This is a genomic window from Roseovarius sp. ZX-A-9, from assembly GCF_028369135.1.
Taxonomy (GTDB): domain Bacteria; phylum Pseudomonadota; class Alphaproteobacteria; order Rhodobacterales; family Rhodobacteraceae; genus Roseovarius.
Genome location: NZ_JAPWHW010000011.1, coordinates 1 through 22,853 on the forward strand (window position 1 = coordinate 1; position 22,853 = coordinate 22,853).

General features: G+C 58.9%; 22 protein-coding genes. 13 read left to right on the forward strand and 9 right to left on the reverse strand.

The features are described from left to right. Window positions 1-190 precede the first annotated feature (190 nt). Window positions 191-1,069 (reverse strand): LysR substrate-binding domain-containing protein, encoded by an 879-nt coding sequence (locus O3306_RS12025; RefSeq protein ID WP_272007507.1) that lies wholly within the window; start codon window positions 1,067-1,069, stop codon window positions 191-193. Between the two features lie 102 nt (window positions 1,070-1,171). On the opposite strand from O3306_RS12025, the gene O3306_RS12030 reads away from it, so the two are divergent. The 7 genes from O3306_RS12030 to O3306_RS12060 all read left to right on the forward strand — a co-directional run bounded on the left by O3306_RS12030 (window position 1,172) and on the right by O3306_RS12060 (window position 8,432). Then, complete coding sequence (locus O3306_RS12030; RefSeq protein ID WP_272007509.1) at window positions 1,172-2,266, forward strand: ABC transporter ATP-binding protein; 1,095 nt, start codon at window positions 1,172-1,174, stop codon at window positions 2,264-2,266. Next, window positions 2,266-3,144 carry an ABC transporter permease gene (locus O3306_RS12035; RefSeq protein WP_272007511.1) on the forward strand — a complete coding sequence of 293 codons (879 nt, stop codon included), beginning with the start codon at window positions 2,266-2,268 and terminating at the stop codon, window positions 3,142-3,144. Before O3306_RS12030 ends, O3306_RS12035 begins: the two co-directional genes overlap by 1 nt. Continuing rightward, a complete protein-coding gene (locus O3306_RS12040; protein WP_272007514.1) occupies window positions 3,141-3,905 on the forward strand; it encodes an ABC transporter permease in 765 nt (254 codons plus the stop codon). The genes O3306_RS12035 and O3306_RS12040 overlap by 4 nt, the downstream gene beginning before the upstream one ends. 49 nt (window positions 3,906-3,954) lie before the next feature. After that, a complete protein-coding gene (locus O3306_RS12045; protein ID WP_272007516.1) occupies window positions 3,955-5,082 on the forward strand; it encodes an extracellular solute-binding protein in 1,128 nt (375 codons plus the stop codon). A gap of 67 nt (window positions 5,083-5,149) precedes the next feature. Next, the gene (locus tag O3306_RS12050) at window positions 5,150-6,067 is read left to right on the forward strand and encodes an arginase family protein (RefSeq protein WP_272007519.1); all 918 of its coding nucleotides are present in this window, start codon (window positions 5,150-5,152) and stop codon (window positions 6,065-6,067) included. Next, the gene (locus O3306_RS12055) at window positions 6,060-7,634 is read left to right on the forward strand and encodes an acetolactate synthase large subunit (protein ID WP_272007521.1); all 1,575 of its coding nucleotides are present in this window, start codon (window positions 6,060-6,062) and stop codon (window positions 7,632-7,634) included. Before O3306_RS12050 ends, O3306_RS12055 begins: the two co-directional genes overlap by 8 nt. Window positions 7,635-7,682: 48 nt before the next feature. Further along, the gene (locus tag O3306_RS12060; protein ID WP_272007524.1) at window positions 7,683-8,432 is read left to right on the forward strand and encodes a sulfite exporter TauE/SafE family protein; all 750 of its coding nucleotides are present in this window, start codon (window positions 7,683-7,685) and stop codon (window positions 8,430-8,432) included. Between the two features lie 452 nt (window positions 8,433-8,884). On the opposite strand, the gene O3306_RS12065 is transcribed toward O3306_RS12060, so the two are convergent. The 3 genes from O3306_RS12065 to O3306_RS12075 are packed head-to-tail and all read right to left on the reverse strand — an operon-like array spanning window position 8,885 to window position 11,840. Further along, window positions 8,885-9,571, reverse strand: a complete 687-nt coding sequence (locus tag O3306_RS12065; RefSeq protein ID WP_272007525.1) for an ATP-binding cassette domain-containing protein — start codon at window positions 9,569-9,571, stop codon at window positions 8,885-8,887. Beyond that, window positions 9,571-10,746: an ABC transporter permease DevC gene (gene devC, locus O3306_RS12070; RefSeq protein WP_272007528.1), complete on the reverse strand. Its 1,176-nt coding sequence runs from the start codon at window positions 10,744-10,746 to the stop codon at window positions 9,571-9,573. Before devC ends, O3306_RS12065 begins: the two co-directional genes overlap by 1 nt. Beyond that, window positions 10,743-11,840 (reverse strand): efflux RND transporter periplasmic adaptor subunit, encoded by a 1,098-nt coding sequence (locus O3306_RS12075; RefSeq protein WP_272007531.1) that lies wholly within the window; start codon window positions 11,838-11,840, stop codon window positions 10,743-10,745. The genes devC and O3306_RS12075 overlap by 4 nt, the downstream gene beginning before the upstream one ends. Window positions 11,841-12,203: 363 nt before the next feature. Here O3306_RS12075 and O3306_RS12080 point away from each other — a divergent pair, with 363 nt between their 5' ends. The 6 genes from O3306_RS12080 (at window position 12,204) to ftsH (ending at window position 17,046) form a co-directional block, all read left to right on the forward strand. Beyond that, window positions 12,204-12,461, forward strand: coding sequence for a 3-ketoacyl-ACP reductase (locus O3306_RS12080; protein WP_272007534.1), 258 nt, complete (start codon window positions 12,204-12,206; stop codon window positions 12,459-12,461). Window positions 12,462-12,518: 57 nt separating this feature from the next. Continuing rightward, a complete protein-coding gene (locus O3306_RS12085) occupies window positions 12,519-13,478 on the forward strand; it encodes a DnaJ C-terminal domain-containing protein (protein ID WP_272007537.1) in 960 nt (319 codons plus the stop codon). A gap of 3 nt (window positions 13,479-13,481) precedes the next feature. Further along, window positions 13,482-13,826 carry a chaperone modulator CbpM gene (locus tag O3306_RS12090; protein ID WP_272007570.1) on the forward strand — a complete coding sequence of 115 codons (345 nt, stop codon included), beginning with the start codon at window positions 13,482-13,484 and terminating at the stop codon, window positions 13,824-13,826. An 85-nt stretch (window positions 13,827-13,911) separates the two neighbouring features. Beyond that, window positions 13,912-14,487 (forward strand): hypothetical protein, encoded by a 576-nt coding sequence (locus O3306_RS12095; RefSeq protein WP_272007573.1) that lies wholly within the window; start codon window positions 13,912-13,914, stop codon window positions 14,485-14,487. A gap of 55 nt (window positions 14,488-14,542) precedes the next feature. Then, window positions 14,543-15,025: a bacterioferritin gene (locus O3306_RS12100; protein WP_272007576.1), complete on the forward strand. Its 483-nt coding sequence runs from the start codon at window positions 14,543-14,545 to the stop codon at window positions 15,023-15,025. Window positions 15,026-15,189: 164 nt separating this feature from the next. Next, entirely contained in the window at window positions 15,190-17,046 is a 1,857-nt protein-coding gene (gene ftsH, locus O3306_RS12105) for an ATP-dependent zinc metalloprotease FtsH (protein ID WP_272007579.1), read from the forward strand. 121 nt (window positions 17,047-17,167) lie between these two features. Here the strand turns inward: ftsH and O3306_RS12110 are convergent, their stop codons facing one another. Genes O3306_RS12110 through O3306_RS12130 form a run of 5 tightly spaced genes read right to left on the reverse strand, consistent with a single transcriptional unit; the run spans window position 17,168 to window position 22,710 of the window. Continuing rightward, window positions 17,168-18,349 (reverse strand): acetate/propionate family kinase, encoded by a 1,182-nt coding sequence (locus tag O3306_RS12110; RefSeq protein WP_272007581.1) that lies wholly within the window; start codon window positions 18,347-18,349, stop codon window positions 17,168-17,170. Beyond that, on the reverse strand, window positions 18,346-19,743 hold the full coding sequence (locus O3306_RS12115; RefSeq protein ID WP_272007583.1) for a bifunctional enoyl-CoA hydratase/phosphate acetyltransferase: 1,398 nt from the start codon (window positions 19,741-19,743) through the stop codon (window positions 18,346-18,348). Before O3306_RS12115 ends, O3306_RS12110 begins: the two co-directional genes overlap by 4 nt. A 26-nt stretch (window positions 19,744-19,769) precedes the next feature. After that, window positions 19,770-20,042, reverse strand: coding sequence for a hypothetical protein (locus O3306_RS12120; protein ID WP_272007586.1), 273 nt, complete (start codon window positions 20,040-20,042; stop codon window positions 19,770-19,772). 43 nt (window positions 20,043-20,085) lie between these two features. Continuing rightward, entirely contained in the window at window positions 20,086-20,856 is a 771-nt protein-coding gene (gene fabI, locus O3306_RS12125; protein ID WP_272007588.1) for an enoyl-ACP reductase FabI, read from the reverse strand. A 6-nt stretch (window positions 20,857-20,862) separates the two neighbouring features. After that, complete coding sequence (locus O3306_RS12130) at window positions 20,863-22,710, reverse strand: PHA/PHB synthase family protein (RefSeq protein ID WP_442969997.1); 1,848 nt, start codon at window positions 22,708-22,710, stop codon at window positions 20,863-20,865. Between the last annotated feature and the right edge of the window lie 143 nt (window positions 22,711-22,853).

The following is a 22,853-nucleotide window of genomic DNA, read 5'->3' on the forward strand; positions in this document are numbered from 1 at the left end:
GGAGCTGTCCGGGATTTACCGAAACGCGTGTCCGGGAATTACTGAAATCCGTGTCCGGGAATTTGCGAAACCCGCATCTGGCGGCAGTCGTGGGAAACACGACGGCATCTTGCCGAGAAAATTCTACTTATGAAGCCCCTTAATTTCGGGGGGGATTACCACAGGATCAACCAATTTTTTGAATGTAAGGTTAAATTTCAGACAGGATGAGGTCGCGGCACATTTCGATCATCGGCTCGTCGCGGCGGCTTTCTGAAACTACGAAATAATAGGCTTTGGATGCAGGAATGGATACGTTGAACGGTCGGATCAAGGATCCGGCTTTAAGATATTCACGAGTTACAAAATCCGACGCCAGCGCCAGACCCGCCCCGGTCAAAGCTACATTGACCGCCATGGAGAGACGATTGAAATACGCATTCTGCATGGGCTGCGCGCTGCATTTGGCGGCGTTCAGCCAACGCGCCCATTCCGCACCGCGATCCTCGTGCAGAAGCCGATGATGCGCCATATCTCGCAGGCTCCGTAGCGGCACCTTGTGCAGCAAGGAAGGCGAACAAACGGGGTAGAGGCGCAGTTCCGGTAGCATCTGCCAGTAAAAGCCGGTCCATGGAGGGTTGTCGTAAACAATGGCAACGTCGACTTCGCGCCAGTCGATCTGGGCGACCTCGCGCGCGATGCGGCTTTCGAAGGAGGTCAGCCCCAGCTTGTTCGAAAGGTTGACCAGTTTGGGCCCCAGCCAGGCATGCGCCAGCCCGGATGGCGCGGAAATCACTAGGTGCTGTTCTGCGTGGTCGCTCTGCTTTTCCACGATCTCGCGCAGGCCGGTGTCAAGCTCGCTCAGCAGGCTGGAAACACTGCGATAGAAGGTGCGCCCGCTGTCGGTGAGATCAAGGCGTCTTTTGCTGCGATCGAAAAGGCTGAGGTCAGCCGTCTGCTCGAGCATCTTCATCTGGTAGCTGACCGCGCCCGGCGTCAGCCCCAGCTCGGCTGCGGCCGAGCGGAGATTGCCGTGGCGTGCCACCGCGTCGAAGGCGCGTAGAAAGGGGAGGACACGGTGCGATTGCATCTCACCATTTTAAAAATTTTGGAATGAATCGCAACAAATCATTTGGCTTGATTTAAACGGTCTTCTGCCGTCTAGGTCCACCTCAGGAGGATTTTGCTGCACATGAAGAAATCACTGACATTCAACGGCGTCGGTAAGACATATGGCCGGACGGTCGCCCTGCGGCCCACTGACCTTGAGATCAAGGCAGGTGAATTCCTCACGCTGCTGGGGCCGTCGGGGTCGGGCAAAACGACATTGCTTATGGCGCTCGCCGGGTTTGTGCAGCCCTCCAGCGGCAGCATCCTTCTGGACGGTCAGGACATCACCAACATACCGCCCGAGGCGCGAAATTTCGGCGTGGTGTTCCAAGGCTATGCACTGTTTCCACATCTGACGGTCTGGGAAAACGTCTACTTTCCGCTGCGTGCGCGCAACCTCGGCCGGGCCAAGGCGCGCGAGGCCGTCGATGATGCACTGGCCCTGATGGAGCTGAAGCCCTACGCCGACCGCATGCCCGCAGCCCTGTCGGGCGGCCAGCAGCAACGTGTCGCGCTGGCGCGGGCGTTGGTGTTCAAGCCTGAGCTGCTGTTGCTGGACGAGCCGCTGAGTGCCCTCGACAAATCCCTTCGCAAGACCCTTCAGACTGAACTGAAGGAGCTGCACCGTAAGGTCGGCACCACCTTCGTATATGTCACCCACGATCAGGAAGAGGCGCTATCGATGTCCGATCGCATCGCGATCCTGCGCGCGGGCGAGATACAGCAGATAGCATCGGCGGACGCGCTCTACTGGCGTCCCGAGACGGCCTTTGTAGCCGGTTTCCTGGGCCGCAGCAATTTCGTTCCGATGTCGGGCGCGACCGTTGATGCCGGCGCCGTGACCGCGTTGACGGTGCTGGGCCCCATCAAGGCGCAGCTTCCGCGCGACGGTGTTGACGTGCCTCGCGACGCCTGCATCGCCGTGCGCCCCGAGCGCATCGCCGTCTCGCGGCAGGAGCCGGCGCACCAGAATCGCGTGCAGGGCCGGGTCGTCAGCCTTACTTTCTTTGGCACGCATGTCGAACTGGACGTCGAGGCACGTGGCACGTTGCTGAACGTGCATGTCCCCGCCGTCCAGGCCGCGCAAGAGCCCGGCCTGGCGGAGGGCGCTGAGGTCTGGCTGGGCTGGGACGCAGACGTTTCGCTGGTCCTGCCGCAAGAAACGGCAGCGGCGTGATGACTGCCTTTGCACCCAAGACTGCCAGTGGAGCAGGGCGCACCGACAGGTTCTACCTGCTCATGATCGTGCTGCCCTGCGCCTTTCTGGCGCTGCTGTATTTCCTGCCGGTTCTGAATGTTCTCGTACTCAGTGTGACGGAGCCGCAACCGGGTATCCAGAACTACCAGATGCTGGCCGAAAGCGGCGCCCTTCACCGCATCTTGCTGAACACCCTGCGTGTCAGCCTGTCGACCACGGCGCTGACACTTTTGCTGGGATACATGTTTTCGCTGGGCATCAATTCGATGGCGCCACGGACGCGCACCGTGGCGCTGTTCGTGGTGCTGGCCAGCTTCTGGATCAGCGCCTTGATCCGGGCCTATGCATGGGTGGCAATCCTGCAACCCAACGGGCTGATCAACCAGTTGCTGATGGGAATTGGCCTGATCGACACGCCGCTCATTCTGGTGCGCAACGAACTGGGGGTCATCATTGGCATGGTTCACTACATGTTGCCCTATGCGATCCTGCCGATCTACGCCAACATGGCGGGCATCGACCGGTCGCTGCTGCGCGCCTCGCGGGCACTGGGCGCGAACCGGTGGCGCACCTTCTGGTGGGTGTTCTTTCCGCAATCCCTGCCGGGCCTCGCGGGCTCAGGGATCCTGGTGATGATCTTTTCGCTGGGGTTCTACATCACGCCTGCGATTCTGGGCGGTGGACGGGTGGTCATGATCGCGGAATACATCTCGATCCAGATTTCCGAAACCCTGCGCTGGGGCGTCGCGACGATGCTCGCAACGGTGCTGGTGATGGTCGTCGTCGCGCTGACGATCTGGATGAGCCGGTATCTCAAGGTCGGCGGCGGTCTGGCTTCGAAGGGGGGCAAGTCATGAACGCTTCTTTATTTCCGCGTATCGTCGCATGGGCCGTTGCATGTTTCCTCGCGCTGCCGGTTCTGATCATGCTGCCGATCTCGCTGACCCCGAACCGGTACCTTTCGCTACCCAAGGACGGCATTTCCCTACGCCACTACAAAAGCCTGATCGACGACCCGCAATGGATCGCCAGCATCGCGGACAGCCTGTTCGTCGCCACCTTGGCAGCGATGCTGGCCGTCGTGCTGGGCGCCAGTTTCGCTATCGGCATATGGCGCAGAGGAGGCATGGCCGAGCGGGTGCTGCAACCCATTATGCTGGCCCCGATGATCGTGCCACCGATCGTCCATTCGGTCGCCTTCTACAAGGGCTGGGCCGAGATCGGGCTGTTGGATACCTACACCGGTCTGATCCTGGTGCATGCGATGAAGGGTACGCCCTTCGTCATCCTGACGGTCGCCGCGGCGCTGGCCAATTTCGACCCCCGGACCGAGCAGGCCGCGCGCAGCCTCGGGGCCAGCGCGGGCCGGACCATGGCCTGGGTCGTGCTTCCACAGATCAAGGGCGGTTTGCTGTCGGGCGCGGTCTTTGCCTTTTTCATCTCGTGGGATGAGATCATCGTCGCGCTCTTCATCACCATGCGGCAAGTCTACACGCTGCCGCGCCGCATCTGGGACGGCTTGGAGGACAACATCGACCCGGCCATCGCTGCGCTCGGATCGCTGATGATCCTCGCAACCGTGGCCCTGATGATATTGCAGACCATCAAGAAACGCTGACACGGCAATTCTACGGGCCAACCAAAACCAAAACAGCAAGGAGGATAAGATGACCAAGGAAAAACCGGAACTCGAATTCGCGGCAGACTGCCTAAGCATCCTGCGCGAGAAAACCAACGGCAAGATGGTGCATCGACGCCGTTTTCTGAGCGCACTCGGCGCGCTCGGGGTGATGCCGCTGGCATTGAAATTTACGCCGGCGCACGCCGCATCGGACGAACTGGTCGTGGTGAACTGGGGCGGCGATGCGCAGCCCGCGTTCCAGACCATCTGGGCGGATCCCTTCGTCGCGTCACGGGATGGCCTGCCGACCGTCGTGGAAGGGTCTGGCCCCTCATCGGGCAAGATTAAGGCGATGGTCGAAAGTCAGGCGGTCGTGTGGGACGTCTGTGACCGCAACCTGCCCGCCTCGATCGATCTGGGGCAACAGGATTTGCTGGAAAAGGTCGACTGGGACGTCGTCGATCCGGCAAAGCTGCGCGACATTCACCGCACAGATTGGGGCGTCGGCAGCTACCTATATTCCTTTGCGCTGACATGGGACAGCGAGGCGCATGAGATCGCGCCACAAAACTGGGCCGATTTCTGGAACCTCAAGGATTTCCCGGGCACGCGCACCCTGCGCAACAACTTCGAAGGGATGCTGGAGGCTGCGTTGATGGCGGACGGCGACGCGGCGGATGCCGCCTCGCTCTATCCGGTTGATGTCGAGCGCGCGTTCGAGAAGATCCGCGAGATCCGCGAGAACACGATCTTCTGGACGTCGGGCTCACAGAGCCAAGAGCTGTTCCGCAACCGCGAGGTGACCATGGGCAACCTCTGGCACACCCGCGCGCTGCTGTTGCGGGAGGAGACGGAAAATCGGGTGCAGTTCCACTTTAACCAGGGCATCCTTTTTGCCGGCGCCTGGATCGTGCCCAAGGGCAACCCGGCTGGCGCCAAGGCATGGGATTTTGTCGCATCGACGCAGGACCCCGAAAGCCAGGTCGAGCTGTTCAAGGCGCTGGGCAACGGCCCGGTGAACCCTGCGGCCGGCGAGATGGTCCCGGAGGATCTGCGCGCCGACGATCCCGGCAACCCGGAAAACTACGCGAAACAGGTTGCGGTGGATGCGGCCTGGTATGCGGACAACTACGCGGATGTCCTGAACCGGTACACCGACTTGATCGCATCCTGAACCACGTCTGCCTTGGCGGCGCCAAGTCGCCAGGGCAGGCTCAACCACGATATTCCGGAGATCATGAATGACCGAAGGCAGCCCCTTTCGCGCGCCGATGACCTTTATGGGTGTGCCGTACGCCGCATCACCCGGCAACGCTAAGGCCGTCGTGTTGGGCGTGCCCTTTGATTGTGGCAATCATCCGCAGCGCGTCGGCTCGCGGCTGGGTCCTTTCGCGATCAGAGAGCAATCACAGCTCTTGCGCCCTTGGGATGCCGACAGCGGCGTCAACCCTCTGGAGACGCTGGGCCTCCTGGACTTGGGCGATGCCGACGTCGTTTCGGGTGATGTTACGTCCAGCTACGCCACGACCGAAAGGGCGATGGATGTCGCCTTGTCCGGCGGCGCGCTGCCGGTGGCCTTTGGCGGCGACGGGGCGATTGCTCTGCCGCAGATGCGCGCTTTGGCGCGTCGCCATCCCGACCTTGCCGTGCTGCACATCGACGCGCATACCGATGCCTACCCAATCGAAGGTTTCAACAACGCGACCCCCTTTGCGCGGGCCTTTCAGGAAGGTCTGGTCGATCCGCGCCAATCGTTCCACGTCGGCACGCGGCGCAGCACCATGGTACCGGGCGTCTACGAATATGGCCGTCAGCTGGGCTACGGCATCATTTCCATGGATCAGCTGATGCAGGACGGTATCGCCCAGACCCTGGGCCGAATCCGTGAGACGATCGGCGGCCGCCCGGTCTACCTGTGCTTTGACATGGATTTCTTCGACCCCTCCGTCGCGCCGGGTGTCTGCACACCGGCATGGGGTGGCGCATCCGCCCGCGAGGGGCTGGAGTTGATTCGCTGCCTCAAGGGGCTCAACATCGTTTCGATCGACATCAACACGATATCACCGCCGCATGACACGGGAGGCATGTCTGCTTTCCTGGCCGCGACCATCGCGTTCGAATTGCTTCTCATGGCGGCGAAAGGCGATTTCCATGGCTGACCATGCAAGAGGCGCGGACCTGCTGGTGTCGTCGCTGTTGTTCAACGGTGTCGATACCTGTTTCGCAAACCCCGGTACCTCCGAGATGCACTTCGTTGCCGCCCTAGACGAGCGCCCGGAGATGCGCTGCGTCTTGGGCCTGTTCGAGGGGGTCGTGACCGGGGCGGCGGATGGCTACGGGCGCATGACGGATCGGCCCGCCGCGACGCTGCTGCATACCGGGCCGGGCTTGGCGAACGGGCTGGCCAATCTGCACAATGCGCGGCGTGCGCATACACCGCTGCTGAACATTGTCGGAGATCATGCGTCGACGCATCTGCCCTTTGATGCGCCGTTGACCACCGACATCGAAGGATTGGCGCGGCCCATGTCAGACTGGGTCGGGCGGGTCGGCTCAGCCGCCTCGGTCGGCACGGATACGGCGACCGCGCTGACCCAAGCGCTCAGCGGCGCAGGCCGCGTGTCAACGCTGGTGCTGCCCGCAGACGCCGCTTGGGGTTCCCCCGGCGCGGTGGCGGAGATGCCGCTGGCAACCCCGGCGCCGGCAACGCAGGTGTCGCCGGATGCCATCGAGGAGGCTGCCAGGCTGCTGCGCAGCGCGAGGCGCGGCTTGCTTCTTCTGGGCGGCAAGGCATTGCGCCAGGTGCCGCTGGAGATCGCGCAACGCATTGCCGTCGCGACTGGCGCGGGCGTGATGTGCGAGCAGACCAATGCCCGCTGTGAACAAGGCCAAGGCCGCCACGCGCCACCGCGCATTCCCTACATGGTCGACGCGGCCGTTGCGGCGCTGGCCGAGTTCGACGTGGTCATCTTGATCGGCGCCCGTGCGCCCGTGGCATTTTTTCAATTCCCAGACCTGCCGAATATGGTTACGGCGTCGGGAGCGCGTATTCTGCCGCTGGCGGACTGCGACAGTGACCTGCCGGCCACGTTGCAAGCCTTGAGCGATGCGACCGGCGCTGCGAAGGCCACCCTTCACGCGCCGACACGGACGCCCTTGCCACGCGCCGAAGGCCCGCTTGATTTCGGTACTCTACCTGTCGCCATTGTGCAGGCGATGCCCGAGAACGCCATCCTCTGCGACGAAGCGATCAGCTACAGTCATGCGCTAGGCCAGGTCGCGAAACACGCGCCGCCGCACGACCTGCTGCAACTGACGGGTGGCGCCATCGGTATAGGGCCGTCACTGGCAGTCGGCGCCGCGATTGCCTGCCCGGACCGTCCGGTGCTGAACGTACAGGCCGACGGCAGCGCGCTGTACACGATACAGGCGCTGTGGACGCAGTCACGCGAGCGGCTGAATGTCGTCACCGTGATCTTGTCCAATCGCAAATACCAGAGCCTCTATAGTGAACTTGCCCGTATGGGGCATCACTCACCCGGCAAGAACGCGCGTGCGATGCTGGATCTGAGCGATCCGAATGTCGACTGGACAGGCCTTGCCCGCGGGCTGGGTGTCAAGGCGACGCGCGTCGCAACCGCAGAGGATTTATCCCGCGCAATCAGAGACGCGTTCTTGGAGATGGGGCCGCATCTGATCGAAGCACAGATGGCTGATGGCACCTGAACGCGATGAAAATCGCCAAGTGCCAAAGCAAGAAGCCCAGAGCCGATCATGACTGTGTTTGATCTGCTTTTACTGATTGCAGCTGCTTTCGGCGCAGGTGCGCTGAACACGGTTGCAGGGGGCGGCAGCTTTCTGACGTTTCCCGCGTTGGTTTTTGCCGGGGTTCCGACCATTGCAGCCAATGCGACCAGCGCCGTCGCAGTATTCCCCGGATACTTGAGTGGGGCATTGGGCTTCACAAGTGACATCAGGCAGCTTCCGCTGCACCAAACACTATTCTTGTTGTTAATATCGGCGCTTGGCGGTGTTTTGGGCTCGTTGCTATTGCTGATCTCGACGCCGTCCGTCTTTACGCTAGTCGTGCCTTTTCTGCTGGGGTTCGCAACGCTGCTCTTCGCTTTTGGGAAGATCGTCTCCCGCTGGGCTGAAGGACACATGCAGGCAACTGGCTGGCAAGGTAGGGCGGCCGCTTTGCTGGTTTGCATTTACGGAGGTTATTTCAACGGCGGGCTCGGGATTGTGCTTCTGGCCCTCATGGCGGCGTTGGGCATGCGAGACATCAACGCCATGAACGGGTTAAAAAACGGAATGTCCTTCGTTCTGTCAGGAGCATCGGTTCTTACGCTTTCGTTCGCTGGGTTGGTCTATTGGCCGCAGGCTATCGTCATGATGATTGCTGCGACCGCGGGGGGCTATTTCGGCGCACGCGCGGCAAGGCGCATGTCACCTAGGCTAGTTCGTTTCATCGTGATAGCCACCGGCGCCGTGATGACGTTGATCTTCACTTGGCGGATCTGACCCGGTGTTTAGCCAACGCTGCCGGTAGTTTCTGTTTCAGGCTTCGTAACATGAGATGACTGCGGCCAGGAAGTGACCGCTCTCGTTGGCTTACGGTCGGTTCAGGTGCAGAACTTCTGCGATCTTGCGGCACAGGACGAAGAATGGTTCGCGTTAGGCCTCGCTGTGGCTTCCGAACATCTCGGTTTGCCGCCTGATCAAATTTTCCTTGATCTCTGTCAGCATTCGCGTGCCATGTGCGCCTGAACAGCGACCAAATACGCGGTGTTCTCGATCTGCCTGGATGTGGGTGTGATCGATTGGGAGGCACGGAATTTGAGAGCCGCTTGTGACTGTCTGAAAATACTGGTGAGTACTCGGCTTCAAGTACTGGGGGACCGAGCAGACTTGCTTATGAGCTGGCGGTTTTCGCGTAGGCGGGCTTTGCGGGGGTGGGCAAGGATTGGTGTCGCCTAGTTGTTCACGTCTTTGACAACGCGCCCGTCCTCCAGAGTGATAATCCGGTCTGCCATCTCCAATATCCGGGGGTCATGCGTCACCATCACCGTCGTAGTGCCACGGGTCTTGCCCAATGATTTGAGCATTTCAACCACAGTATGCCCGGACTCCTTGTCCAATGCTGCGGTAGGCTCATCGGCCAGAACGATCTCGGGGTTTGACACCAAGGCGCGGGCAACGGCAACGCGCTGCTTCTGGCCGCCAGACAGATTTCCGGGGAAATAGTCACGACGGTCCGCGAGGCCAAGAAGGTCAAGCATGTGGTGGCTGGCCTGGCGCTGTTTTACGGCGTTTCCCTTGCCATGTACTTCGAGACCCATCAGGACGTTCTGGGTGGCGGTCAGGCTTTCGTGCAGGTTATGGGCCTGAAAGATGAAGCCTAACCTTCGACGCAAGCCCACTAGTTCCGCCTCAGTCGCGCCGTTCAATTCATGATCCAGCAGACGGACGTTTCCCTCCTGAATTTCGCGCAGCGCCCCGATCAGGGTCAGGAGCGTGGTTTTACCAGATCCCGATGGCCCCATCAGGATGGTCAGGCTGCCTTTGGCGATCGACACATTGATATCGAATATCGCCTGCTTGCGCGCTTCGCCTGATCCAAAGAAGTGGTTGAGGCCGTGTATTTCGACGGGCTCTGTCATCAAAACAGGTCCGCGGGATCGGCACTGGCCAGTCGACGTGTTGCAATGGCCCCTGACAGCGCGCACGCGGCCAGCGTGCCGAGAAAGACGTAAATGGCACGGCTGGCTACCATTGTGATTGGCAAGCTCGTTACTGCCACCAAGCCCGCGTAAAGCCCCATTGAGACGATAAATCCCGGAATGAACCCGAAGATAGCCAACACGATCGCCTCTTCAAAAACTATGCCCAGAAAAAACGGATGACCATAGCCCATGGCCTTGAACGTTGCATACTCACGCAGGTGGTCCGCCACGTCGGTAGAAAGTACCTGATAGACGATGACGAGGCCGACGAGGATCCCCATGAACACGCCAAAGCCAAAGATGATGCCCGTCGGGCGCTCGGAAGACATGAAGGCGAGGTCAGCGTCTCGCGCCTCTTGGATGGTCAGGACCCGGACGCTTGCGGCGGGCAGGACGGCGCGCAAGCGCTCGGCCACAGTGTCACCAGATACACCATCGTCGATCCGAAGAAGGATGTGATCGGGCGCGCCGCTGTCTCGTGAAGAAAAGAACCGCAGGAACGTCTGATCGGAGGTCACCAACATGCCGTCCGCCAGAAAACCACCGCCGACATTCATGGTGCCGATGGCGGTCAGGGTTCCGCCGTTAGCCTCGAAGGAAAACGGGGTTCCGGCGGACAGTCCCTCGATCACAGAGGCTGGCATGCCACGCGTGCCTTCATCAAGAAGCACCGTGTTTTCGATGGTTAATTGTTCCAGATATGGCGCGATAGCGGAGGCGACGAAGTGCCGCTTGGTTGTGTTCATGCCGAACGTCAACAGTGATACCGACGTCCCGTCGTCGAGCGTAAAGGGCAGGTTATTGATGTAAAGCGGTGTGGCGTCCGCGACACCCGCTACACCAAGCGCCTCAAACATATGCACGCGGGCGATATGCTCGCTATCGGTCAGGGTGTTGCCCTCTTGTGAGGATATAATGATATCGGCGTTGAGCAATGCGTAGGGGGCCACAGTGGAGCCGTTCAACGCGCCCATGATCCCTAATTGCATAAAGACGAGCAAATTGGCGAAGGCAACGCCAGAGACGGCGGCGAACAGTCGGCCCTTGTTGTGCGAAAGTTGCAGCCAGCCGATAGGCAGGCGACCAAAGAGAAGGGTCAGCAGCCTGCTCATTCGGTGCGCCCTGCATCGATCCGAACCACAGCTTCGAGATTGGTAAAGCTGCGGGCTAGCTCCGACGAGACCGCATCCAAAACGATGATAACATCGACAACGCGCGCATCGGTGTTGCTGGCTGGATCATCCGAGGTGATGGACTGCCGACCGATCTTCAACCCGATGGCGGATACGACGCCTGACAGGGGCTGTGACAGAGCCTCGGCCGTCACCGTCACCGGATCACCGATGGTCACCCGCCCGATCATTGTTTGATAGACTTCGGCCTCCACAGTCATCTGCGATGTATCGCCCAGGTCTATGATTCCGCTGCTTCCTGGGCGCTCGCCGGAGCGGACCTTGATATCCAGCACAGTCCCGCGATCGGGCGCGCGCACATAGGCGCTCTCCAGATCCTGTTTGGCGCGCGCGAGGTCAGCGCGTGCGGCCTCCAGATTGGCCTCTGCTACCGCGATGTCGGCTTGAACGGTCTCTGATCCGGTTGCGTAGCGCGAAAGCGTGGCCTGGGCACGTTCCACATCTCGTTCCGCTTGGGTTGCTGTCGCTATGGTCTGATCGAACTGTGCGCGCGTTGTCACACCGCGTTCGAAAAGGGACGTCATCCGTGCGAGATCAGCCTGTGCCACTTTTGCTGCGGCCTCGGCGCGCTCTAAGGAGGCTTGCGCCTCCGCCAGACTGGCGCGGTTCGATGCTCGCGTCTGGGCCAGTGTCGCTTCGCGGACGCGCAGGTTGGCGCTTGCCGAAATGACGGCGCTTTGCAATTGGGGGAGGTTGTCCAGGACGGCCAAGATGTCATTTGCGTCAACCTCGTCGCCCTCCACAACTCTGATTTCTGCGATACGGGCATCACCCGCCCCGGACGGCGTGGCTACGCTGATGATGTCGCCCAATGGGATTATTCGCCCCAAGGCCACCACATCGCCTTCGCTGACAACGGCGACCTGTTCTTGCGAAATCACCTGCTGAATCGCGACCGCAATAGGGGTCTGCGTTCCAGCGCCCGGCTCCAGACCTGTGGCATTAAAAAAAGCACGCAGGCCGGGTGGTTGAAAGTACATGCCGATCACGCCGCCGGTAAACAGGGTAAGCATCAACAAGGGTATCAAAAGCAGGGGGCGCCATCCCCTTGGGTGCGACGCAATTTCCCGGGACACCGTTGCAAGCCCATTATCCTCCAGCGGAAGAGTTGGTTTCTTTTCGTTGGCATCAGGGGGCATGGTAGGTCTTTCGTGTTGGGTATTTCCTGTCACAGTCTCGTTCCTGATTTCACCATAAAGGTCTCAGGGATGAAGCGGAATGGCGCGTATTCCTGTTCTGTTGCCTTCGGCCAGATGAAAGCCAGTTAGCCGTAAATACCAGCGAATGTTCTTGTGCGAATTGCGTTAGGTCAATTTGGTTTCGCGGCGTTATGTTATGTTGGCCCCAGAATCCGCACCATCGCAGGGGAAACCACAATGACAACAGCAGATCTGAAAGCCAGACTGGACCAACTCGCCCAGCATCTGCAAAGGGCAGAAGCGAAACTGAAGCGGCAGGATATCTTTTCTGCAGATCACAAGATCAAAGCTTTGGAACTTCAGGAACGTTACGAGGCCTTGTCACGCAAAGTGCACGCAGAAATCGCAGAGGCCGAAGCACACGGGCATCATGTCAGTGATCTGGAGCGATCGGTTCGCGAATGGCTGGACAGCCTGGAAATGGACATGGATTGAGCAGGCCCGCCGCAATCCAGACTTACGCCAGGGTGATGCAAGAAGATCGGTAGAGCTATGGAATACAAGGACTATTATCAGGTCTTGGGCGTCGAGCGAGACGCTACACAAGATGAAATCAAACGCGCCTACCGCAAGCTGGTGCGCAAGTATCATCCCGATGTGAACGCCGGCCCTGATGCCGCCGAGTCCGAGCAGAAATTCAAGGACGTTGGCGAAGCCTACGAGGTGCTGCAGGACCCCGAAAAGCGGGCGGCCTATGATCAGCTGGGGGCAAACTGGAAAGAGGGCCAGGCGTTCCGGCCGCCGCCTGACTGGGATGAAGGGTTCGAGTTCTCTGGTGGCGGGTATACCGAGGCCGATCCCAGCGATTTCGGCGCGTTTTTCGATGAATTGTTCTCGCGGCGGGGCGGTGCACGCCGGGGCGCGCGTTCCGAACACCAGTTCAGTGCGCCGGGGCAGGATCATCACGCCAAGATCGTGATTGACCTGCGCGAGGCCTATGAAGGTGGAACGCGGGATTTCACCCTGCGCGCGCCCGAGCTTGATCCTTCCGGGCATGTGGTGATGCGTGAACGCTCGATCCGGGTGGCGATCCCCAAGGGCGTGAAAGAGGGCCAGCAAATTCGCCTTGCGGGCAAGGGCGCACCGGGGATTGGTCAGGGCAAGGCCGGTGATCTCTATCTGGAAGTGGCCATAAAGGACGATCCCGTCTACCGAGTCGAAGGCAGGGACGTCTACATGGACCTGCCCATTTCCCCGTGGGAAGCGGCGCTCGGGGCGCGGATCAGTGCCAAAACGCCTAGCGGCGAAGTGGAGCTGACCATCCCGAAACATGCTCAATCCGGCAAGAAGCTGCGGCTTAAAGGGCGCGGGATTCCGGGTAAACGCGCGGGCGATCTTTATGCAGTGCTCAAGATCGTCGTTCCGCCAACGGAATCCGAAAAGGCCAAGGAGCTTTACAAACAGATGGCCGCCGAGATGGATTTTGATCCGCGCGCAAGACTGGGAGTTTAAAGCATGACACATTCAGACGAATTGGTGCCGATGAGCGAAGTTTTGGGTCCGCTTTCCTTGGTGGACCTGTGCCGTATCTGCGGTTTGCCCGCGAACTGGGTCATCGAACTGGTTGATGAAGGCATTCTGGAACCAATCGGCGAGAGCAAACCCGTGCTGCGATTTGAAAGTACGAGCATCACGGTTGTGCGAAAGGTGCAGCGTCTTCAGACGGATCTTGGGTTGAATATTCCCGGCGTCGCGATGGTTCTGGCGCTTGCGGACGAGAATGCAAGGCTCAAGCGGCGATTGCAGCTTTTGGAAAATGAGCCGTGCTACGCGATCCGGATGCCTGGCCCAGATGACTAGGCACAGCGCGTTCACAGGTTGACGTGTATCAATGCGTGAATGCCTGACGCGGATACTATGTCAGGCAAACCCAGCGAGGCAAACCATGACCACCGAAATCAAACCGCACCATACGACCTATATCAACGTTCCAGAAGCTGTCGGCGTGTTCGACAGTTTCGAGGCGCTTCAAGCGGCCATCTACGACCTGCGCATGTCAGGATTCAGCCGCGCTGATATCTCTTTGCTCGGCAGCAAGGACGCGATGAAGGAAAAGCTTGGCTCTGCCTACTGGCAGGCGGCCGATCTGGAAGACAATCCTGATGCGCCTCGCGCGGCGTTTGTCTCTGAAGAAGCCGTCGGGGAACTTGAAGGGGCGATCGCAGGTGGATTCTTTTTCCTGGGATCTTATATCGCCATGGCGGCGATGCTGACCCCTGTGAGTACGTTGGCGGCCTCGATCGCGGCCATTGCCATTGGCGGCGGGCCTGCTGCAGTCATCGGTGCTTTGCTGGCGCGTCGCGCGGGCCAACATCACAAGGACTACTACGCCGATCAGATCCAACAGGGCGGAATTCTCCTTTGGGTCCGAACCGTAGACAAGGATCGCGAAGATCTCGCGGTCAAGATCCTGAAAGGTCATTCAGGGCGGGATGTGCATGTGCATGGCTGGAGCGAATGAACCCGGCCCCCGTCGAAACTGACCAGATAACATTCAAACCTTGATTGGAAAGCCAATGAAACAGACGACCAAAACACTCGAAAACCTGCAGACGGCGGTGTCAATGGAACTGGCGGCAGTGAAGCAATATCTGCTGCACATCCTGACGGTCGAAGACTGGGGACTGGACAAGCTTGCGGTCAAGATGCGTGCTGAAATGCTCGAAGAGCTTGGCCATGCAGAGGCATACTCCCGCCGTATGGTGTTTCTGGGCGGAAGCCCCGTCCTGAAAGCAGCCAAGGTGCCCTCTGCCGCGAAATCCCTGAAAGAAATGTTCGAGGCTGACCTGGTTGATGAAAAAGACGCCATCAACTTTTACACAAGCGCTGCGCGCGATGCCGATGAGGCGCGCGATATCGGAACGCGGGATCTGTTCGAGCGCACGGCGCTGGACGAAGAGGGGCATATGTCTTGGCTTGAGTTGCAGTTGTCGCTTCTGGAGCGGATGGGAGAGCCTGCATTTATCGCCATGCACGTAAACCAGCCGGGTGGCGAGTAAAGATGGGCCTGACTGACAAGGGTTTGCAGAGATGATCGGCAGCCCCACGTCAGTTGGTGGCCTAGAGGCGCTACTTGCCCATAACGAATTTGCCAGAACCTGACCGAAGCATGCGCCCGGCAACTGCGGGGCACATGCGTTTAACCAACTCATGAGTGATGATGATGAACAAGCAAACGCAGTTCAATTGGACCTTCTGGATCATCGCCGGGGTGGTCTGGTTGGCGCTACAGGTCTGGCTGGGGTATCGCAGTGTTTTGCCACTGCAATACAGTGAATTCCTCACCTATCTTGAGGACGGCAAGATTGCGGAACTGACGGTTACCGAAAGCAGGATCGAAGGCCAGTTCACGGACCCGGTCGAGGGGAAAGACTATTTCGTCGCGAACCGGATCGATCCGGATTTCGCTGCAGAACTGGAAAAGTACGATGTCACCTTCACCGGAGGCTCTGATCAGAACTGGCTGACCAATCTCATTTCGTGGGTTGCGCCTGTTTTGCTGTTCTTCGGGCTTTGGATGCTTCTGATGCGCCGGATGTCCGGCGGGCAGGGCGGTTTTGGAAGCCTTGTGAACATCGGCAAGTCCAAGGCGAAGGTCTATCTCGAGTCAAAAACAGGCGTCACATTCAAGGATGTCGCTGGCGTCGATGAGGCCAAGGTTGAGCTGCAAGAGATTGTGTCGTTCCTTCAGGATAAGGAGAAATATGGGCGTTTGGGCGCGCATATTCCGAAGGGCATTCTTTTGGTTGGCCCCCCCGGAACGGGTAAGACATTGCTGGCGCGAGCCGTAGCCGGTGAGGCAGGCGTTCCTTTCTTTTCGATTTCCGGGTCCGAGTTCGTGGAGATGTTCGTGGGTGTTGGTGCCGCGCGGGTGCGCGATCTGTTCGAGCAGGCCCGAAAAGCAGCCCCTTGCATCATCTTCATTGACGAATTGGACGCGCTGGGCCGTGCCCGTTCCGCTGTGTCGGGATACGGCGGTGGGGACGAAAAAGAGCAGACCTTGAACCAGCTCCTGTCGGAACTGGATGGATTTGATCCCCGGGTGGGTATCGTTTTGCTGGCGGCAACAAACAGGCCTGAAATACTGGATGCCGCGTTGCTGCGTGCTGGCAGGTTTGACCGACAGATCGTCGTGGACCGACCCGAGCGCGAGGGCAGGGCAGCTATTTTGAAGGTACACGCAAAGCGTGTCGCCCTTTCGGACGATGTGGATCTGGATCAGGTCGCGGCGATCACGCCCGGCTTTACCGGGGCTGATCTTGCCAATCTGGTAAATGAGGCTGCGATTTTCGCGACGCGCCGGGATGGTGATGCTGTGACAATGGCGGATCTGACGGCGGCCGTTGAACGCATCGTTGCCGGAGTAGAACGCAAATCGCGCGTCCTAGGTGAAGCAGAGCGCGCACGTGTTGCGCATCACGAGATGGGCCATGCGCTGGCAGCCGCAAATGTGGCTCACGCCGATCCGGTCCATAAGGTCTCGATCATCCCGCGCTCTATCGGCGCGCTTGGATACACGATGCAACGCCCGACAGAAGATCGTTTCTTGATCACCTTTTCTGAACTGAAGGACCGCATGACAGTTCTCATGGCCGGACGGGCAGCCGAGGACCTGATCTTTGGTGAGATTTCGACAGGAGCGTCGGATGATCTGGCCAAAGCAACGGATATCGCAAGGGAATGCGTAACGCGGTTCGGAATGGTGAGCGCAGTCGGCCAAGCCGTTCTTGAAGATAGGCCCGGCCAATTCCTGGACCAGAAGGCGCATGGGTTAAACACAAGGGATTATTCCCAGGAAACCGCCCGTGAAGTTGACCTGGCAGTGCGGAAGCTGATCGAGGAGGCATATGATCATGCCAAGACAATCCTGACGGCGCATTTGTCGGATCTGAAGACCGGTGCAGCTCTTTTGCTTGATAAGGAAACCATAACTCCCGAGGAGTTCGCGCCGCTTTCGCGCAAGGTAGATGCGAGCTCAGTTAAGTTGGCCAAAACCGGATCAGACAAGATCACAAGCTAGAAAGGGAGGGGGCCGCACGTCCCGGATTGCCGGGCACCAATTGTCGGTTGGTGTTTGCAGGTATGTAAAAGGGGGCCATTCTCTTTCTGCCTGCGCCGACTCGTCGAAAAGAATTCCCAGCTTAATGCAAAAGCTCTCGACAGGCGCGGGCAATGACGGCTTCCTCGTTCGTGGGCAGGACAAAGACCTCTACCCTCGAGCGGTCCGTGCTAATTCGAGTTGCGTTTTTTTTGTTTGACGCGTCGTCCAACGCGACACCCAACCAGCCCAGTTGTTCACAGATCAATTCACGAATTTGCGCCGAGTTCTCGCCGATGCCGGCTGTGAACACTAACGCATCGAGTCCTCCGATGGATGGTAGAAGGTTCGCCAGATTGCTGGCTGCCCGGTAGCAGAATAGCGCGATGGCTTCCTGGGCATTGGGATCGTCACTGTTTTGCAGATCCTGAACGTCATTGGTGAGCCCGGAGACTCCCAAAAGCCCGGATTCCTTGTAGAGCAGGTTCTCGATATCGGGCGCGGTCATGCCTTTTGCCTGCATGAGATAGAGGATGACACCGGGATCAAGGCTGCCACAGCGCCGCCCCATCATCAAACCGTCCAGTGCCGTGAAACCCATACTGGTTGCGACACTTTTGCGGTTCTTCATTGCGCACATGCTCGATCCATTGCCCAAATGGGCCACGATCACGCGCCCGGATGCGTTCTGCCCGAGATGCTCGGGCAGGACGCTGGCGATGTAGTCATAGGACAGGCCGTGAAATCCATAGCGGATGATCCCTTGCTCTGTCAGGTCGCGGGGCAAGGCAAAGAGCTGTGCCAGACGCGGTTGAGTGCGGTGAAAACTGGTATCGAAGCAGGCGATCTGAGGCGTTTCAGGGCGCCACTTTTCGACGGCCCGAATTGCGGCGATGTTGTGTGGCTGGTGCAGGGGGGCCAAGGGCACGAGTGTTTCAAGCTCTTCGATAACCTGAGGCGAGATGAGTGTCGGCCTGTCGTAGAACTGACCACCGTGAACAACCCTGTGACCAACGGCCAAGAGGGGCCGGTCCTTCTGATATGACGCCAACCATGGCAGCAATTGCGCGATCAGTGTCTCATGATCAGACGACGCTTCGAGAGCGCCCAAGCCCCCTGTGTTGATTGCTTTGCCATGCGCATCTTTCGCGGAAAAGACAGGCGTTCCGCCGATGCCTGCGATCTTGCCTCGCATGAGCGCTGTGGTGGATGCGGAACCACCCTCGAAGACGGCAAATTTCAGGCTGGACGATCCGGCATTCAAAGTGACGAACACACCGTTCATGACAGGGCACCCGCCGCGCTCTTGTGGACGTAGAGTTGGGCGATCGCTGCAGAGGCCAGCCGTGAGAGCACCCCGTCAGCCCTGCTGGTAAGCACGATCGGAACGCGCGCGCCCAGAGCAACACCAGCAGCGTCCGCGCCCGCAAGATAGATCAGCTGCTTGGCGATCATGTTGCCCGCTTCCAGATCCGGTGCGATCAAAATGTCCGCCTGGCCTGCGACCTGCGATGTGATGCCCTTGCTATCCGCGGCTGATTTCGAAATGGCGTTGTCAAAAGCCAAAGGTCCGTCGAGCAATCCGCCGGTGATCTGGCCACGATCCGCCATCTTGCACAGGCCGGCCGCGTCGACCGTTGACGGGATGCTCGGCGTCACGGTCTCAACCGCCGAAAGCAGTGCTACTCGAGGCAGCTCGATGCCAAGGGCAAGCGCCAGGTCAATCGCGTTCTGAACAATGTCGCGTTTGGTTTGCAGGTCCGGGAAGATATTTATGGCCGCGTCGCTGATCAACAGCGGCTTGGGGTAACTCGGTACATCAAGGACAAAGACATGGCTTATGCGCCGTTCGGTGCGCAGGCCGGTGTCCTTGTCCACCACGGGGGCCAGCAATTCGTCGGTGTGGATCTTGCCCTTCATCAGCATATGCACCTTGCCCGCGCGGGCCAGCGCCACGGCAGTCTCGGCGGCGGCGTGGCTGTGCGGAACGTCGACGATTTCGATGTTGCTGAGATCGGCCCCCATGGCCTTGGCCGTGGCTTCGATCTTGGCTGTAGGTCCGACCAGTACGGGGATTATCATGCCTTTCTCGCCAGCGGACAGAGCTCCTTCGAGCGAGAGCTCATCACAAGGATGTACTACCGCCGTGCGCACGGGTTCTATGGAAGACGTGGCCTTGATCAGGTCACTGAACCGCGCACCGCGTTCATGGATGTGCACCTCGGGCAAGGTGACGCGTGGTCTGCGGACCTTTTGAGTGGGCGCGATCACCTCGGCCTGACCTTCGATAACTGTCTCGTCGTTCTGATTGATGCAAAGGCAGTCCAGAGTGACATGATGATGGGCGGCGCTCTTTTTGGCCACGGTCACTCGAATCGTGATCGTATCACCCAGACCAACGGGCGCGCGAAAGCTGAAATTCTGGTTCAGATAGATGGTGCCTGGGCCCGGAAGCTCCGTGCCCAGAACAGCAGAAATCAATGCACCGCCCCACATGCCATGGGCGATGACCTTGTGAAACATATCCGAACTGGCAAAGTCGGCATCGACATGGGCCGGGTTCACATCGCCGGACATGACGGCGAACAGCTCGATATCCTCGGGTTTCAGCGTGCGGGTCAGTTCCGCGCTATCGCCGACTTTGAGTTCATCAAAGGTTTTGTTTTCAATGAATTGCATGGGCGATACCTTTTGCGGAGAGCGGCTCAAGAGTCCGACGGCGATTGACCGTCCTTGTCTTTGTGATCTTCGATCTCTTCAGCAATCTTTTCGGCTTCGCGAAAGGCGGCGCCATCGGACTGTTTGCCTGCTACATGGCTCGCCGGTTTGCCGTTGATCGTCAGGTCGGCTTCGCCCCACGGGTGGGTATCGATCTCAAGTTCGTCGCCGTCGACGGTTGCAGTAAACCGCTGTTCGGTGGCCCCTTTGCCAACTGGGTAGCTGAGGTCAGGATTCCAATGGATTGGCTTCTTGGTCATGGTGATTTTGCCTTGTAAGGTTGTGTGAATTTGAAGTGTATTGTCAGGCCTGCACGTGATACCCGCCGTCGACATAGGCGATGTTTCCGGTCACTTTCCGCGACAGGTCGCTGACCATCCCGACGGCCATGTGGCCGACATCCTCGATACTGACGAGGCTGCGCTCGGGGGCTCGGTTTTGGGCAGCATCGATCAGCTCGTCAAAATGGGCGATGCCCGATCCGGCGCGTGTGTGCAGAGGCCCTGGCGAGATGGCGTTGACGCGGATTTGTTTCGGGCCAAGCTCGGCGGCGAGGTATTTTACGGTGCCTTCAAGCGCCGATTTTACCGGCCCCATTATGTTGTAGTGATCGACAACTTTTTCGGCGCCATAATAGCTCATCGTCAGGATGCTGCCGCCTTTGGGCATCAACGGAATGGCAAGCCGGGTCATGCGGATCAGGGAATGCACAGAGATATCCATTGCCTGCGCGAAACCTGCTTTCGAACAGGCGCTGACCGGGCCGTGCAGATCGTCCTTCGGACAAAAGGCGATGGAATGGACGACAAAGTCGATTTGCCCCCATTCCTGCTCAATCGCATCAAAAACGGCTTCCAGCTGGCCGTCGATCTCTACATTCATGGGCATGAAGATGGGCGCATCAAGTTTTGCCACTACCGGGGCGACAAAGGGCTTTGAGCGTTCATCAGCATAGGTCACGGCCAACTCGGCGCCCGCCTCGCGCAGGGCCATGGCACAGCCCGCCGCGATCGAATGTTCGTTTGCGATCCCGACGACCAGCCCGCGCTTGCCTTGCAGGAGGGCTTCCAGCATCACCATTCACTCCTGAAAAACATAGGTGCCAGGAGCATCGCACAGCGGCGCGTATCCCTTGGCCTTTGCGCCCATTCTTGGGGGCTTGATTGGCTCCCCGGAATTTTCTGCCAACCATTCGGCAAGCGCAGGCCACCAAGATCCCTCGGTCATCTCTGTTTCTTTGGCCCAACGCTCTGGATCGGTATAGGACTCATCCTTGGTTTTGGTGCGTATCCGGTAGTGGCGATGAGGATGGCCGGGTTCAGATACGATTCCCGCATTGTGACCACCGCTGGTCAGAACAAATGTCACATCAGTGTCGGACAGCAGGTTGAACTTGTAGACCGATTGCCAAGGGGCCACGTGGTCGCGCTCGGTGCCGACCATGAAGACCGGCGCCCGGATGTCCGAGATGACGATTGGGCGGTCGCTGACCTGGTATCGCCCTTCGGCCAGATCATTATTGAGAAACAGCCTACGGAGATATTCCGAGTGCATCCGGTAGGGCATTCGGGTCGCATCAGCATTCCAGGCCATCAGGTCTATCATCTCGGTGCGCTCTCCCATGAGATAGTCATGGATGACCCGCGACCAGATCAGATCGTTGGACCGCAAAAGCTGGAACGCGCCCGACATCTGTTTGGTGTCCAGGTATCCCTTGTCCCACATCATGTTTTCGAGATAGGCGAGCTGGCTGTCGTTGATGAAGAGCGTCAACTCTCCGGCCTCTGTAAAATCGACCTGAGCCGCCAACAGGGTAATTGTTTTCAGCCTGTCATCTTTCTCGCGCGCCATGGCTGCCGCCGCAATGGACAGTAGCGTACCGCCCAAGCAATAGCCCACGGCATGGATTTTCTGCTGTTTGGTTATCGTTTCGACGGCCTCGACGGCATCCATGACACCAAGGGATAGATAATCCTCCATTCCAAGGTCGCGATCCTCGGCATCGGGGTTCTTCCACGAGATCATGAAGACGGTGAACCCTTGCGCTGTCAGGTATTGGACGAGCGAGTTATGTTCTGACAGATCAAGGATATAGTATTTCATGATCCATGCCGGAACGATCAGCATGGGCTCTGGCCTTACCTTGTCGGTCGTCGGTGCATATTGGATCAATTCGATCAGATGGTTGCGGTAGACAACCTTTCCCTTTGCAGTCGCCAGATTGCGGCCGACCTCGAACGCCTCTGCGCCAACAGGCTTCTTTCCTGCATTCATGCGGGAAGCATCTTCGATGAAGTTTTGCCAGCCCCGGACAAGGTTCATTCCACCCTGACGATAGGTCTGCGCCAAGACTTCGGGATTGGTCAGAGGGTAATTGGACGGCGAAAAGATATCGAGAATCTGGCGGGCGGAAAATTCGACAACATTTTCATGCTGCTCGGTAACGCCCTCTACGCCCGTGGTCGCACTGTGCCACCATTGCTGGTTCAGCAAGAAGGCCTGCGACATGACATTGAAAGGCCATTTTTGCCATGACTCCCCCTTGAAGCGCCGATCCTGCGGAAGAGGTGTGATACAGGTCTCGTCCGTATCGGGATTTTGCGCACAAAGCGTCGTGAAACTGGCAAGGCGCGTTGCTTGCTTGATCGCCTTTTCTACCAGTTCCAACTGCTTGCCCGGCGCTGATGACAGGTGCAAAGCCCAATCTGAATAGGCCGCGGCGAGAGCGATCGGCGACAACCCTCCGGTAAAGCGTGCCTGGGCCGCCTTGAGGCTCTTGTCCAATGCCTGTTCCATACTGGTATGTGTGTGCGGCACCGGTCTGGCACTGAAGTTCGAATGCGCAATCTTGTGGTGATCGCGAGAGAAAGGGGCTTTCGACCCTTCTGCATGCGATTTTTCTTTATCAACTGAAGCGACCAACGTCATCTGAACAACCTTTCTCGCTCAATGAGGATCTGGTTCACTGATACCTTGGAATGCATGAGCCGGGATTGACCTACATCAATCACCGCGATTGGTAGATGGGATAATCAACATAAATGCGCAAGGCGCACGGATTGCTGCACCCT

Coding starts and splice junctions, on each gene's coding strand:
- O3306_RS12025 (WP_272007507.1), bottom strand. CDS start 1,069: ATGCAATCGCACCGTGTCCTCCCCTTTCTACGCGCCTTCGACGCGGTG.
- O3306_RS12030 (WP_272007509.1), top strand. CDS start 1,172: ATGAAGAAATCACTGACATTCAACGGCGTCGGTAAGACATATGGCCGG.
- O3306_RS12035 (WP_272007511.1), top strand. CDS start 2,266: ATGACTGCCTTTGCACCCAAGACTGCCAGTGGAGCAGGGCGCACCGAC.
- O3306_RS12040 (WP_272007514.1), top strand. CDS start 3,141: ATGAACGCTTCTTTATTTCCGCGTATCGTCGCATGGGCCGTTGCATGT.
- O3306_RS12045 (WP_272007516.1), top strand. CDS start 3,955: ATGACCAAGGAAAAACCGGAACTCGAATTCGCGGCAGACTGCCTAAGC.
- O3306_RS12050 (WP_272007519.1), top strand. CDS start 5,150: ATGACCGAAGGCAGCCCCTTTCGCGCGCCGATGACCTTTATGGGTGTG.
- O3306_RS12055 (WP_272007521.1), top strand. CDS start 6,060: ATGGCTGACCATGCAAGAGGCGCGGACCTGCTGGTGTCGTCGCTGTTG.
- O3306_RS12060 (WP_272007524.1), top strand. CDS start 7,683: ATGACTGTGTTTGATCTGCTTTTACTGATTGCAGCTGCTTTCGGCGCA.
- O3306_RS12065 (WP_272007525.1), bottom strand. CDS start 9,571: ATGACAGAGCCCGTCGAAATACACGGCCTCAACCACTTCTTTGGATCA.
- devC (WP_272007528.1), bottom strand. CDS start 10,746: ATGAGCAGGCTGCTGACCCTTCTCTTTGGTCGCCTGCCTATCGGCTGG.
- O3306_RS12075 (WP_272007531.1), bottom strand. CDS start 11,840: ATGCTTACCCTGTTTACCGGCGGCGTGATCGGCATGTACTTTCAACCA.
- O3306_RS12080 (WP_272007534.1), top strand. CDS start 12,204: ATGACAACAGCAGATCTGAAAGCCAGACTGGACCAACTCGCCCAGCAT.
- O3306_RS12085 (WP_272007537.1), top strand. CDS start 12,519: ATGGAATACAAGGACTATTATCAGGTCTTGGGCGTCGAGCGAGACGCT.
- O3306_RS12090 (WP_272007570.1), top strand. CDS start 13,482: ATGACACATTCAGACGAATTGGTGCCGATGAGCGAAGTTTTGGGTCCG.
- O3306_RS12095 (WP_272007573.1), top strand. CDS start 13,912: ATGACCACCGAAATCAAACCGCACCATACGACCTATATCAACGTTCCA.
- O3306_RS12100 (WP_272007576.1), top strand. CDS start 14,543: ATGAAACAGACGACCAAAACACTCGAAAACCTGCAGACGGCGGTGTCA.
- ftsH (WP_272007579.1), top strand. CDS start 15,190: ATGAACAAGCAAACGCAGTTCAATTGGACCTTCTGGATCATCGCCGGG.
- O3306_RS12110 (WP_272007581.1), bottom strand. CDS start 18,349: ATGAACGGTGTGTTCGTCACTTTGAATGCCGGATCGTCCAGCCTGAAA.
- O3306_RS12115 (WP_272007583.1), bottom strand. CDS start 19,743: ATGCAATTCATTGAAAACAAAACCTTTGATGAACTCAAAGTCGGCGAT.
- O3306_RS12120 (WP_272007586.1), bottom strand. CDS start 20,042: ATGACCAAGAAGCCAATCCATTGGAATCCTGACCTCAGCTACCCAGTT.
- fabI (WP_272007588.1), bottom strand. CDS start 20,856: ATGCTGGAAGCCCTCCTGCAAGGCAAGCGCGGGCTGGTCGTCGGGATC.
- O3306_RS12130 (WP_442969997.1), bottom strand. CDS start 22,710: ATGACGTTGGTCGCTTCAGTTGATAAAGAAAAATCGCATGCAGAAGGG.